This window comes from Aquibaculum arenosum (assembly GCF_029222965.1).
Taxonomy (GTDB): domain Bacteria; phylum Pseudomonadota; class Alphaproteobacteria; order Kiloniellales; family DSM-21159; genus Aquibaculum; species Aquibaculum arenosum.
In genome coordinates, this window is record NZ_JARHUD010000005.1 from 91296 (window position 1) to 103987 (window position 12692).

A 12692-nucleotide genomic window follows, 5' to 3' on the forward strand; every position below is an offset into this window, starting at 1 on the left:
GTTGCGATATCCGGTATTCGAATGAGCAAGGTGACATGGCGCACGACATACTGATCGTTGACGACGAAGCGGATATTCGCCTGTTGATCTCCGGCGTTCTGGAGGATGAGGGGCATGGCACACGTGGCGCAGCCAATGCCGATGAAGCCCTGGACGCCTTGCGTGACCGCAGGCCTCATCTCGTTATCCTGGATATCTGGTTGCAGAATTCCCGTATGGACGGCCTGGAGATTCTGCAACGCATTCAGCGCGATCATGCCGGCGTGCCCGTGGTGATGATTTCCGGGCACGGCAACATCGAAACCGCGGTCAAGGCGATCAAGCTGGGTGCCTACGACTTCATCGAGAAACCTTTCAAAGCCGATCGTTTGCTCCTGGTGGTGGAGCGCGCCATCGAAGCGGCGCGGCTACGGGCGGAGAACGAGGAACTGCGCCTGCGCGCGGCGCCGGAGACCGACCTTTTGGGCCAAAGCGCAGCGGTCACCCATCTGCGTCAGGCCGTCACCAAGGTGGCGCCGACCGGAAGCCGGGTGCTGATCACCGGCGCAGCCGGCACCGGCAAAGAAGTGGTCGCGCGCCTCATCCATCAGAACTCACGCCGCAGCAGCGGTCCCTTCATGGCGCTCAACTGTGCCACCTTGCATCCGGACCGTCTTGAGAGCGAACTCTTCGGCGTTGAGCAGGGCGGTGAGCAGGGGCGTGTGGCCAAGATCGGGACGTTCGAGCGGGCCCATGGTGGCACGCTGCTCCTGGACGAAGTTGCGGACATGCCGCTCGAGACCCAGGGTAAAATCGTGCGCGTTTTGCAGGACCAGAGCTTCACGCGCGTCGGCGGTGCGCGGCGCGTGGAGGTCGATGTGCGGGTCGTGGCTTCGACCAATCGCGATCTGGCCAGCCTGATCGAGGAAGGGCGTTTCCGCGAAGATCTCTTCTACCGCTTGAATGTCGTGCCCATCCGGGTGCCTGCCTTGCGAGACCGTCGCGAGGATATCCCGGATCTTGTCGCGCACTTCATGCAGCGCGCGGCGAACAACGCGGGCATGCCGTCGCGTAAGCTGGGGGAGGATGCCCTGGTGGGGCTGCAGAGCTACGACTGGCCGGGGAATGTCCGTCAGTTGCGCAACGTGGTCGACTGGCTGTTGATCATGGCGCCCGGCGGGCCCGGGGATCCGATCGGCGCGGACATGCTCCCGCCGGAGATCACCTCGCAGACGCCGGCGCTCAGCGGCAATGGTGCCGCCGACCTTCTGGCGCTGCCGCTACGCCAGGCTCGCGAGCGCTTCGAAAAGCAGTACCTCGACGCCCAGGTCAACCGCTTCGGCGGCAACATCTCGCGCACGGCAGCGTTCGTTGGAATGGAGCGCTCCGCGCTGCATCGCAAACTGCGCCTGCTGGGCATCTCGACCTCGGAACGGTAGGGCCGCATGAAATTCATCATCTGCGGGGCAGGGCAGGTCGGCTTCAATATCGCCCGTTATCTGGCTGGAGAATCGGCGGACGTCACGGTCGTCGACCAGTCGCCGGAGCTTATCCAGAAGATTACCGACCTGCTGGATGTCAACGGCGTGGTGGGCTTCGCCTCGCATCCGGACGTGCTGGAGCGGGCAGGGGCGCAGGACGCGGACATGCTGATCGCCGTGACCTATGCTGACGAGGTCAACATGGTGGCCTGTCAGGTTGGTCACTCGCTGTTCGAGGTGCCGACGAAGATCGCTCGCATAAGAAATCAGAGCTATCTCAACCCTTTATGGTCTGATCTTTTCTCAGCGTCCAACCTGCCGATAGACGTGATCATCTCGCCCGAGGTCGAGGTGTCGCGTGCAATCGAACGGCGGTTGATGATTCCCGGTGCTTTCGACGCGATCAACCTGGCGGGCGGCAAGGTGACGCTCGTTGGCGTGCACGTCCGCGAGGAAACGCCAATCATCTCCACGCCCCTGCGCCAACTGACCGACCTCTTTCCCGACTTGCACATCTACCTTGTCACCATCAGACGCGGCGATAACGTTATCGCCCCGGGCGGTGACGACGAACTGCAGCCCGGGGACGACGTCTATTTCATGTGCGAGACCGCGCACCTGGAGCGCGCGATGCTCTCCTTCGGCTATGCCGAGAAGGAGGCACGGCGCCTGGTGCTGATCGGTGGTGGCAATATCGGTCTGGAACTGGCGCGCTCCATCGAAGAGCGGCACAGCTACGTGCAGCTCAAGGTCATCGAGTACGACAAGGTGCGCGCAGAGCGCGTGGCACAGACTCTGCGGCGTTCAGTCGTGATCCATGGAGATGCGCTGGAGCAGGATATTCTGGCAGAAGCCAACGTCGGTACGGCCGAAACGGTCATCACCGTCACCAATGATGATGAGGTGAACATCCTGGCCGCGCTGCTGGCCAAAAAGCAGGGCTGTGCCCGTGCGATCACTCTGATCAACTCCACCTCTTACGCTCAACTCCTGCCTGGTCTGGGTGTGGATACGGTGGTCAGCCCCAGAGCGATCACCGTTTCCACCATCCTGCAGCATGTGAGGCGTGGGAGAATTCGGGCTGCTCATTCTCTGGCCGATGGTGTCGGGGAGGTGATCGAGGCCGAGGTGCTCGAGACCTCAGGACTTGCGGGCAGCAGAATTCGCGAGGCCGGCCTGCCCGATGGGGTGGTGATCGGCGCTCTGGTGCGCAACGGCGCCTTCGTGGTGCCCCGTGGCGGAACGGTGATCCAGGCGGGTGATCTGGTGGTGCTCTTCGCCAAGCCCGGCGCTGTGAAGAAGGTTGAGAGGCTCTTTTCCGTTAAGCTGGAATTCTTCTGACCGAAAGCTATTCTGCGCCTGTATCAACGATCATTTTTGCCAAAGGGATCACCATGCCGCGCATTGCCTACGTTAACGGCCGCTTCGTTCCGCATCGCGATGCCGCGGTTCATATCGAGGATCGCGGCTATCAGTTTGCGGATGGCGTGTATGAAGTCGTGCCCGTATTCTACTCGCAGCTGATCGATGAAGATGCGCATTTGGACCGACTGGAGCGCTCCCTGTCTGAGCTGCGCATTGCCATGCCGAAGTCGCGCCAGGTGCTGAAGATGATCAGCGCCGAGGTGATGCGGCGCAATCAACTGACCTACGGCTTTCTCTATATGCAGGTGACCCGTGGCGTGGCACCGCGGGACCACAAGTTTCCGAAAGCGGCCAAACCTGCGCTGGTCATGACCGTACGGCAGACGAAGCCGCATACCTCTGAGCAGTTGGAAAAAGGCATCAAGGTCATCACCACGCCTGACATCCGGTGGCAAAGGCGGGACATCAAGTCCATCTCCCTCTTGCCGAACTGCCTGGCAAAGCAGGAGGCGGTCGAGGCTGGCGCGGCAGAGGCCTGGCTGGTGGAAGGGGATGGCACGGTCAGTGAAGGTTCGGCCACCAATGCCTGGATCGTCACCGCCGACGGCAAGCTGGTGACCCGCAAGGCCGACCACTTGATCTTGAGCGGCATAACGCGGCTCTCACTGATTGAGGCGGCAAAGGCTGCCGGCATGGAATTCGAAGAACGGCCTTTCACCGTGGAGGAGGCGTATGCAGCGCGTGAAGCCTTCCTGACGTCGAGCACCAATCTGGTCATGCCGATCGTCCAGATCGACGACACACCGGTCGGCAATGGGCATCCAGGCATGCTGACGATGCGCTTGCGCCAGCTCTACATTGATTACGTTACCGCTGATCCAGCCACCCGAAAGAATCAGGAGGAGGCGGCGTGAGCGACACGCAGGCCACATTGCCGGCGCCTGCAGCGATCCTTTTCGACTGGGATAACACCCTAATAGACAGTTGGGGCACGATTCATCTGGCCCTGAAGGACACGTTTCTCGCGTTCGGCATGACCCCCTGGACCTTGCAGGAGGCGCGCGAGCGCGTGCGCGAGTCGGCCCGCGACGCCTTCCCCAAGTTGTTTGGCGCGCGGGCGGACGAGGCGATGACCATATTCTACGACAGCTTTGCGCGGCGTCATCTGGAAGGCCTGCAAAGCCTGCCGGGCGCGCAAGCCTGCCTTGCGGCCTTGGCGCAGTTATCTCTGCCGATGGGGGTGGTCAGCAACAAGGCCGGGCCCTATTTACGACGGGAAGTCGAAGCCTTGGCTTGGTCCGACTACTTCGGTGCCGTCGTGGGGGCCAATGACGCTATCCGGGACAAGCCCGACGCGGAACCGGTCCGAATGGCCTTGCGTTCGATGGAGGTGGAACCCACCTCTGCTGTGTGGTTTGTCGGCGATACCGATGTCGATCTGCTATGTGCAGCCAATGCAGGCTGCACGGGCGTTCTGCTGCGTCGCGAAGCACCTGCCGACGGCGAGTTCGCGGGGGTGCGCGTGGCGAGGCACCTGCCGGACTTTGCCGCCCTGTTGTTGTTGGTCGAAGCGGCATGCCTGACAAGGTTTTCCGGAGAAGCGATGCATCCGGCATGATGACGGCCGATGCGCCAGCGAAATGGTTTGGAGCCGACCAAGCATGGCTGTGCTTTGGTCGAATGGCCCATACGAATAACGAAACGCGAATAACGAAGCGATAGAGAAAGAAGAGGGTCTAACGCAATGGCCGGTGAAAAGTCGCAAAACGTACAAGATGTCTTCCTCAACCACATCCGCAAGAACAAGATTCCGGTCACGATTTTCTTGGTCAACGGGGTGAAGCTGCAGGGCATCGTCACCTGGTTCGATAATTTCTGCGTGCTGCTGCGGCGCGACGCGCACTCGCAACTCGTCTACAAGCATGCAATCTCGACGATCATGCCATCGGCACCGATTCAGCTGTTCGAGGTGACCGACAAAGAAGGAGCCGAGGACTGACGCAAGAGACTTCGAAGCAGAGTGCGACCAACCCCAATTCCGAAGGGAGTGCGGGGCGTGCCCTGGTGCTGCATCCGGCAGTGAAGCCTGGGCCTGGGCAGTCGGAGCGTTCCGCTGATGCCCGTTTGCAGGAGGCCATTGGCCTGGCCCAGGCCATTGGGCTGGAGATCGTGGGCACGGATATCGCCCCGCTCGACCGGCCGAACCCGGCAACTTTTGTTGGCGGAGGCGTCGTCGAGCGCCTGTCGGCTCAAGCCGAGGAGACGGAAGCCGATCTTGTGGTTTTCGACTGCATGCTCTCACCTGGCCAGCAGCGCAATCTGGAGCGCGCACTGAACCGCAAGGTCATCGATCGTACGGGCCTGATCCTGGAGATCTTCGGCGCACGTGCACGCACCAAGGAAGGGCGGCTGCAGGTTGATCTCGCTGCGCTGACCTACCAGAGGTCGCGCTTGGTGCGTTCTTGGACTCACTTGGAGCGTCAGCGCAGCGGTGGCGCCTTCATGGGCGGTCCGGGTGAACGCCAAATCGAGCTCGATCGGCGCATGCTGGATGAAAAAATCATCCGGCTGAAGAAGGATCTCGAACAGGTCAAGCGCACGCGCGGCCTGCACCGCAGCGCGCGCCAGAAGGTACCCTATCCGGTGGTGGCGCTTGTGGGGTACACCAACGCCGGAAAGTCCACCCTCTTCAACACGTTGACTCGCGCGGACGTCATGGCCGAGGACATGCTCTTCGCCACGCTCGACCCCACTATGCGGCGGCTCGAACTGGCGTCGGGCGAGACAATCATTCTGTCGGACACCGTCGGGTTCATCACCGATCTGCCGGTTCATCTGGTCGCGGCTTTCAGGGCCACGCTGGAGGAAGTGATTTCGGCTGACGTCATCGTGCACGTGCGGGATGTGAGTGACCCGGAGCATGAAGAGCAGAAGGCGTCAGTGGACGCCATCATGCAGGATCTCGGTCTCGGTCCCGGTGAGGCCGGCGAACGGCCGGTCATCGAGGTCTTCAACAAGATTGATCTGCTGGAGCCCGAGGCGCGCGCCGCATTGCAAGCACAGTGTGCTCGCGACGACCATTTGGTGGCTGTATCGGCGCTCAAGGGTGAGGGCTTGCCTGACCTGCTCGAAGCGGTGCGTCAGGGGCTGCAGCGCGACCATGAAGTCCTGGAACTGGAAGTGGACGCGGCCGACGGCAAGACGCTGGCCTGGCTCTATCAGCACGGGCAGGTCTTGGATCGGGAGGAAGGCGACGGCCACACGTGGTTGCGTGTGAGTCTATCGCCCATCGAGCGCGCTCGTTTCGATCGCTTGCCTATTCAGCAGGGCGAGATGGGTCCTTCGGTTTCCGTCGAACACTGACCAGCATCACGCAGACCGACATCGCGGTGCCCTGACATTGCGATGCTATCCCCCGGTGGTAAGGCCGCTGACTAAGGTTGACTTCACCGGTCCGGCCGCCTATCTCCGGGATCGTTAGCACTCACAGCAGGTGAGTGCCAGAAGGGGCTCAGCCCCGACAACCGATACAGACCTCCGGATAAAGGGAGCAGGACGAGAATGAAGTTCCGCCCGTTGCACGACCGCGTGGTGGTGGAGGCGCTCGACGCCGAAGAAAAGACCGCCGGCGGCATCATCATCCCGGACACCGCCAAGGAAAAGCCGCAGCAGGGTAAGGTCATTGCCGTGGGCCCGGGTGCCCGGGGCGATGACGGCAAGGTCAACCCGCTGGACGTCAAGGAAGGCGACACCGTCCTCTACGGCAAGTGGTCCGGTACGGAAGTGAAGATCGACGGCAAGACGCTGCTGATCATGCGCGAGTCCGACATCATGGGCGTGCTCGCCTGAGCGCAGGCATAACGCCCTGCGATCTTTGAATAATTCCAGCAGCAAGGAGCGAATGCATGGCTGCGAAAGAAGTTAAGTTCAGCACCGATGCCCGTCAGCGCATGCTGCGCGGCGTCGACACCCTCGCCGATGCGGTGAAGGTGACCTTGGGCCCTAAGGGCCGCAACGTGGTGCTCGACAAGTCCTTCGGCGCCCCGCGCATCACCAAGGACGGTGTGACGGTCGCCAAGGAGATCGAACTTTCCGACAAGTTCGAGAACATGGGCGCGCAGATGGTGCGTGAGGTCGCTTCCCGCACCAACGACACTGCCGGTGACGGCACGACGACGGCGACCGTTCTGGCCCAGGCTATCGTGCGCGAAGGCTCCAAGTCGGTGGCCGCCGGCATGAACCCCATGGACCTGAAGCGCGGCATCGATGCAGCCGTGGCCGTGGTGGTCGAGGATCTGCGCAGCCGTTCGCGCAAGATCTCCAAGCCGGAGGAAGTCGCTCAGGTGGGCACCATCTCCGCCAACGGGGATCGTACGGTCGGCGAGATGATCGCCGAGGCCATGCAGAAGGTCGGCAACGAGGGTGTCATCACCGTCGAGGAGGCCAAGAGCCTCGAGACCGAGCTCGAAGTCGTCGAGGGCATGCAGTTCGATCGCGGCTACCTCTCGCCGTACTTCGTGACCAACTCCGAGAAGATGATCTGCGAGCTCGAGAACCCCTACATCCTCCTGCACGAGAAGAAGCTCTCGAACCTGCAGGCGATGTTGCCGGTGCTCGAGGCTGTGGTTCAGTCCTCTCGCCCGCTGCTGATCATCTCCGAGGATGTTGAGGGCGAAGCCCTGGCGACTCTGGTGGTCAACAAGCTGCGCGGTGGCCTGAAGGTTGCGGCCGTGAAGGCTCCGGGCTTCGGCGATCGCCGCAAGGCAATGCTCGAGGACATCGCTGTTCTGACCGGCGGTCAGGTCGTGAGCGAGGACATCGGCATTAAGCTCGAGAACGTCACTCTCGACATGCTTGGTGAAGCGAAGAAGATCGATATCACCAAGGAAGAGACCACCATCGTCGACGGCGCTGGTGAGAAGCAGGACATCGAGGCTCGGGTCGCGCAGATCAAGGCGCAGATCGAAGAGACCACCTCCGACTACGACCGTGAGAAGCTGCAGGAGCGGCTGGCCAAGCTGGCCGGCGGCGTTGCGGTGATCCGTGTCGGCGGTGCCTCCGAGGTTGAGGTGAAGGAGAAGAAGGACCGCGTCGACGACGCTCTGCACGCGACTCGTGCGGCTGTCGAAGAAGGCATCGTCCCCGGCGGCGGTACCGCGCTCCTCTACGCGCTCAAGGCCCTGGACAGTGTCTCTGTCGCCAATGCCGACCAAAAGGTGGGTGTCGAGATCGTGCGCCGTGCCATTCAGGCGCCGGTGCGTCAGATCGCCGAGAACGCCGGTACTGACGGCGCAGTGGTTGCCGGCAAGCTGCTGGAGAGCACTGACGTCGAGTGGGGCTACGACGCCCAGAACGGCGAGTATACCAACCTCGTGAAGGCTGGCATCATCGACCCGACCAAGGTCGTGCGCACGGCCCTGCAGGACGCGGCTTCGGTCGCCGGCCTGATGATCACCACCGAGGCCATGATTGCCGAGAAGCCGGAGCCGAAGGACGGCGCCGGCGGCGGTGCCCCCGATATGGGCGGCATGGGTGGTATGGGCGGCATGGGTGGCATGGGCTTCTAAGCCCCGTCACTCGGACCGTTCAAAGCGAACACTGGGGCCGCGGGGAAACCCGCGGCCCTTCGTGTATCAAAGCCTGATTGAACTCGATCAACTGTAAGCGGATTGGTGATGTTTCCGGATTTTGAGCGCATTGGTGCGGTCTTGCGCGAAGTGGCCGCGGAAGAGGCCATGCCGCGCTTTCGCGCCCTGGCTGATGAGGATGTGCGCCGCAAGGCGGCAGGTGACCTCGTGACCGTTGCGGATATTGCAGTGGAACGGCAACTCGAGCGGCGCCTGCCCGATTTCCTGCCGGGCTCACTGGTCGTGGGCGAAGAAGCGGTCGAAGACGACCCCACGGTGCTCGACCGTCTGGAGGGCGACCGCCATGTCTGGATCATCGACCCGATTGACGGAACGGGTAACTTCGCACGCGGCAGCGCGACCTTTGCGGTGATGGTGGCGTTGACCCGCGGCACCGAGACACTCGGTGGCTGGATCTACGATCCAGTCGGTCAGCGTATGCTCATCGCCGAGCGAGGGGAGGGCGCTTACCTGAACGGGGAACGCTTGCGCGCGACGCGAGGGAAGGCCGTCACCGCCTTGCAGGGAACCTTGCATTTTGGCTCCACCACCGATCCCCAGGTGGCGCGCGCTCTTTCGCGCAACGAGTCAAAGGTGGGGCGCCTCAAGAGCTTGCGCTGCGCGGGACAGGAGTATTTGCGCCTGACGACAGGCGACAGCGACTTCGCCCTCTTCACCAAGACCAAACCCTGGGATCATTGTCCTGGTGTACTGATCCTTGAAGAGACCGGGGGGCAGGGCCGCCTCCTGAATGGGCGGCCCTACACGGCCAGGGACTATCGCGCGCCGGGGCTGCTCCTGGCAGCGGATGCGGCGCACTGGGATGCCCTGCAGACGACGCTGCTGGGCGACTAAAGCTACTTGCTCTCCCGATGGACTGAGAAGGGTGAGAAGGCCTGCATCACCGGCATCATCTCCAGCCGGTTGATGTTCACGTGCCGGGGCAGGGTGGTAACCCAGAAGATCGCCTCGGCGATGTCGTCTGCGGTCATGGGCTGCAGGCCCTGGTACGGCTTGGAAGCCTTGTCCTTGTCGCCCTTGAAGCGCACCTCCGAGAATTCGGTCTCGGCCATGCCGGGCTCGATGTTGGTCACCCGCACCTGTTTTCCGAGGAGATCGGCGCGCAGGTTGAGCGAGAACTGCTTCACAAAAGCCTTGGTGGCGCCGTAGACATTACCGCCGGGGTAGGGGTAGTTGGCCGCCACGGAGCTGATGTTCACGACATGGCCGCGGTCTCGTGCCACCATGCCCGGCAGGATGGCGCGGGTGGCGTAAACGAGCCCCGTCACGTTGGTCTCGATCATCGTGGTCCAGTCGTCGAGGACCGCCTCTTGCGCTGGCTCCAGCCCCAAGGCCAGGCCGGCGTTGTTCACCAGCACATCGACCTCCTTGAACGCGTCGGGAAGCCCATCCAGACAGCGATCAATGTCCGCCTTGTCACGAATGTCGAGGCGGCTGACGTGCACATTGTCGCCAAGTTCATCCCGCAGCGCGTCAAGACGGTCCTGGCGGCGGCCGGTGGCGATCACCTTTGCGCCCTCTTTGGCGTAGCGGCGCACAGCAGCGGCGCCGAAGCCGGCGGTTGCACCGGTGATGAAGACCGTGAGGCTGGCGGGGTCGGTTCGCGTGATCATCCCTGTCTATCTCCTTTTGTTTCCGTGGATGTTGGTGCTTCGCGGCTCTTGGCATTCTGCCAAGCCCCTTCAAGCTGCTCCAGGGAGCATGCCGAGAGGCTCGCGCCGGCTTCTGCCACTTCGGCTTCCACCTGACGAAAGCGGCGCTCGAACTTTGCGTTTCCACGGCGCAGAGCCGTTTCCGGCTCGACGTCGAGGTGGCGCGCCAGGTTGACAATCGAAAACAGTAGGTCGCCCAGTTCTTCCTCGACGCGCGTCTTGTCGACGGTGCCGGTGAGTTCGGCTTCGAGTTCGTCCAGCTCTTCCCTCACCTTTGCCAGCACCGGCTCCACAGTTGGCCAGTCAAACCCCACGCGTGCGGCACGCCGCTGCAGCTTCCAGGCGCGCAGCAGCGCGGGCAGGGCAGGCGGCACTCCGTCGAGGACGCCCTTTTCTCCCTTGGCGGCGCGCTCCTGCGCCTTGATCGCTTCCCATCCCAGCTTTTGGGCCCGGGGAGTGTCGTAGGTCGTAGCGGCGAATACGTGCGGGTGGCGATCCAGCATCTTGCGCTCGATCGCTGCAGCCACGTCATTGAAATCGAAGCTGCCTTCTTCCTCAGCCATGCGAGCATGAAAAACGACCTGGAGCAGCAGGTCGCCGAGTTCATCACACAGCGCCGCACGGTCGCCGCGCTCGATGGCATCGTGGACCTCGTAGGCTTCCTCGATGGTGTAGGGCGCGATGGTTTCGAAAGTCTGGGCCACGTCCCAGGGGCAGCCATCCTGGGGATCGCGCAGTCGCGCCATCACCGCGAGCAGACGATCGATCGCGGGCTTGTGCGGGGCAGGGGGCTCTGACATGCGGCAAGTTTAGTCGTTAAGCCTTGGCCCGCAAGGACAGCAAAGCCTACCAGGCATAGCCCAGGCGCAGTTGCAGCCGCCGATCCAAGGTCCGTGCCGTGTCCGGCGACAGGCTGTCGAGATCGACTGTGCCGCTCAACGCAACATAGAGGTCATCCGTGATGCGGTAGCGCAGAGCCGTGTCGCTCTCCAGCAGCAGGCGCAAGGGACTGCCCCGGGGATCGACGCTGCCTTCCTGCTCGTGGCTCAGAGAGAAGCGCTCCCAGAAACCGCTGAAATAGAATTCGTACTCGAGCCCCCATGCGAGCAGGGGCGTGATCCAGTCGGTTCCATCTTTGCGGTGCTCTTCCGCGAATCCCGGCCCGGCCTTTGCTGTGAGGCGGTGTAGGTCATCGTCAAAGATGGTCCGCCCCACTTGCGCGAAGGCAGTGGTACGGTGACTGAGCCCTGTCGTCGGGTCTCGGAGCCAGCGCCCTGAAAGTGTGGTGAACCAGGGCGCAGTCAGTTCCTTCTGAAAGGAGATGGCGGCACTTTGGCGATCACGCAGCTTAACATCGTTCGCCTCTTGAATGTCCACCAAGCCGCGCAGGCGGAGGTGGTCGCCGCCACGCCGAAAGGTGAGGTCGAGTCGGGAAAGATAGTCGCGGCGATCGCGCGCCGAGGCCACCAAGGCGGCTCCCAGCTCCATCTCACCTGTGACCTCGATGGGCTCTTCCGGTTCCCCCTGCCGTGATGCCTGCGCTGGATCGGCATGCGCAGGTTCGGACGGGGCCTGGTCCAGCCACTCGGCCGCGATGATCTCTTCGTGGGGAACGGCCACTTCCGCGCCGAAACTGGTAAGAAGCGTGATGACTTCGTCGTCCTCGGCCAGAACATGCCCGCTCAGCCGATCGCCGCCCCGCAACTCCAGCCGCACTTGCTCTGCCGGCATTTCCTGCCCCATCGCCGGTCTCTCGTGGGGAAAGAGCAGCAGTGCACAAAGCAGGCTCGCTTTACATAGGGTGTTGTCTGTAATCCTCTGCCACACTTAGCTAAGACAGCTGCCGAGCGCCGTAAGTTTCAAATGTTGGCGACATGAGAAAAATGAGGAGGCCGGGCATGGACGCACTTGAGCGCATTCCGCCGCGCCGGGGCAGGGCACAGCGCCTCGTCCAGGGACAGACTTTGCGGATCATCAACACCCATGGAAGCCAGGTCGTGGACTTCTGGGCTTTCAGTGCTGAAGATCCTTTAGAGTTCCTTTCCATGGAGCATCTGCGCGCCAGTCTGGGCCGGATCTTCCCCAAAGCCGGCGACGCCCTTGTCACCAATCGGCGACGGCCCATTCTCACCCTGACGCAAGACACCTCACCTGGGGTCCACGACACGCTGATCGCTGCATGCGACAGTCATCGCTACGCCGGTTTGGGGTGCCGGGACTATCACGAGAATTGCACTGACAACCTGCATGCGGCGATGCGCGCCATCGGGCAGCGTGCGCCGGAGTGCCCCAGCCCCTTGAACCTCTGGATGAACATTCCGGTCGATGCTGCGGGCGGCGTTGCCTTCGAGGCACCAGTCTCCAAGCCTGGTGACTATGTCGATATGCGTGCGGAGATGGATTGCATCGCGGTGATGTCCGCCTGTCCCCAGGACATGCTGCCGATCAATGGCGAGGCCTGCACGCCGATGGAAGCGCATTACACGCTTGTGTAATCGTGCACAGTGCTTACTTCGTTGTTCACCTCGGCCGCGGCTTTCAGGTGCAGCAGCAGGGAAGGGGGTGAG

At 62.5% G+C, this 12692-nt stretch carries 13 protein-coding genes; 10 read left to right on the top strand and 3 right to left on the bottom strand.

Going from position 1 to position 12692, the window contains the following annotated elements; genetic code table 11:
- The first annotated feature begins 35 nt into the window (after positions 1-35).
- The 9 genes from ntrX to P2G67_RS09390 all read left to right on the top strand — a co-directional run bounded on the left by ntrX (position 36) and on the right by P2G67_RS09390 (position 9307).
- Entirely contained in the window at positions 36-1418 is a 1383-nt protein-coding gene (gene ntrX, locus P2G67_RS09350; RefSeq protein WP_275822350.1) for a nitrogen assimilation response regulator NtrX, read from the top strand.
- A 6-nt stretch (positions 1419-1424) separates the two neighbouring features.
- Entirely contained in the window at positions 1425-2801 is a 1377-nt protein-coding gene (gene trkA / locus P2G67_RS09355) for a Trk system potassium transporter TrkA (RefSeq protein WP_275822352.1), read from the top strand.
- 53 nt (positions 2802-2854) lie between these two features.
- The gene (locus tag P2G67_RS09360; protein ID WP_275822354.1) at positions 2855-3739 is read left to right on the top strand and encodes a D-amino-acid transaminase; all 885 of its coding nucleotides are present in this window, start codon (positions 2855-2857) and stop codon (positions 3737-3739) included.
- A complete protein-coding gene (locus P2G67_RS09365) occupies positions 3736-4443 on the top strand; it encodes an HAD family hydrolase (RefSeq protein ID WP_275822356.1) in 708 nt (235 codons plus the stop codon). Before P2G67_RS09360 ends, P2G67_RS09365 begins: the two co-directional genes overlap by 4 nt.
- A gap of 126 nt (positions 4444-4569) precedes the next feature.
- Positions 4570-4824 carry an RNA chaperone Hfq gene (gene hfq / locus P2G67_RS09370; RefSeq protein WP_275822358.1) on the top strand — a complete coding sequence of 85 codons (255 nt, stop codon included), beginning with the start codon at positions 4570-4572 and terminating at the stop codon, positions 4822-4824.
- Positions 4825-4889: 65 nt separating this feature from the next.
- Positions 4890-6188 (top strand): GTPase HflX, encoded by a 1299-nt coding sequence (hflX, locus tag P2G67_RS09375; protein ID WP_275822360.1) that lies wholly within the window; start codon positions 4890-4892, stop codon positions 6186-6188.
- 198 nt (positions 6189-6386) lie between these two features.
- Complete coding sequence (gene groES / locus P2G67_RS09380; RefSeq protein ID WP_275822362.1) at positions 6387-6674, top strand: co-chaperone GroES; 288 nt, start codon at positions 6387-6389, stop codon at positions 6672-6674.
- 56 nt (positions 6675-6730) lie between these two features.
- Positions 6731-8392, top strand: a complete 1662-nt coding sequence (groL, locus tag P2G67_RS09385; protein ID WP_275822364.1) for a chaperonin GroEL — start codon at positions 6731-6733, stop codon at positions 8390-8392.
- Positions 8393-8500: 108 nt separating this feature from the next.
- Entirely contained in the window at positions 8501-9307 is an 807-nt protein-coding gene (locus tag P2G67_RS09390; protein ID WP_275822366.1) for an inositol monophosphatase family protein, read from the top strand.
- A 2-nt stretch (positions 9308-9309) separates the two neighbouring features.
- Here the strand turns inward: P2G67_RS09390 and P2G67_RS09395 are convergent, their stop codons facing one another.
- The 3 genes from P2G67_RS09395 to P2G67_RS09405 are packed head-to-tail and all read right to left on the bottom strand — an operon-like array spanning position 9310 to position 11856.
- Entirely contained in the window at positions 9310-10086 is a 777-nt protein-coding gene (locus tag P2G67_RS09395; protein ID WP_275822368.1) for an SDR family NAD(P)-dependent oxidoreductase, read from the bottom strand.
- On the bottom strand, positions 10083-10925 hold the full coding sequence (mazG, locus tag P2G67_RS09400; protein WP_275822370.1) for a nucleoside triphosphate pyrophosphohydrolase: 843 nt from the start codon (positions 10923-10925) through the stop codon (positions 10083-10085). The genes P2G67_RS09395 and mazG overlap by 4 nt, the downstream gene beginning before the upstream one ends.
- 46 nt (positions 10926-10971) lie before the next feature.
- Positions 10972-11856 carry a DUF481 domain-containing protein gene (locus P2G67_RS09405; protein WP_275822372.1) on the bottom strand — a complete coding sequence of 295 codons (885 nt, stop codon included), beginning with the start codon at positions 11854-11856 and terminating at the stop codon, positions 10972-10974.
- Between the two features lie 167 nt (positions 11857-12023).
- Here P2G67_RS09405 and P2G67_RS09410 point away from each other — a divergent pair, with 167 nt between their 5' ends.
- On the top strand, positions 12024-12620 hold the full coding sequence (locus P2G67_RS09410) for a DUF1989 domain-containing protein (protein WP_275822374.1): 597 nt from the start codon (positions 12024-12026) through the stop codon (positions 12618-12620).
- The last annotated feature ends 72 nt before the right edge of the window (positions 12621-12692 follow it).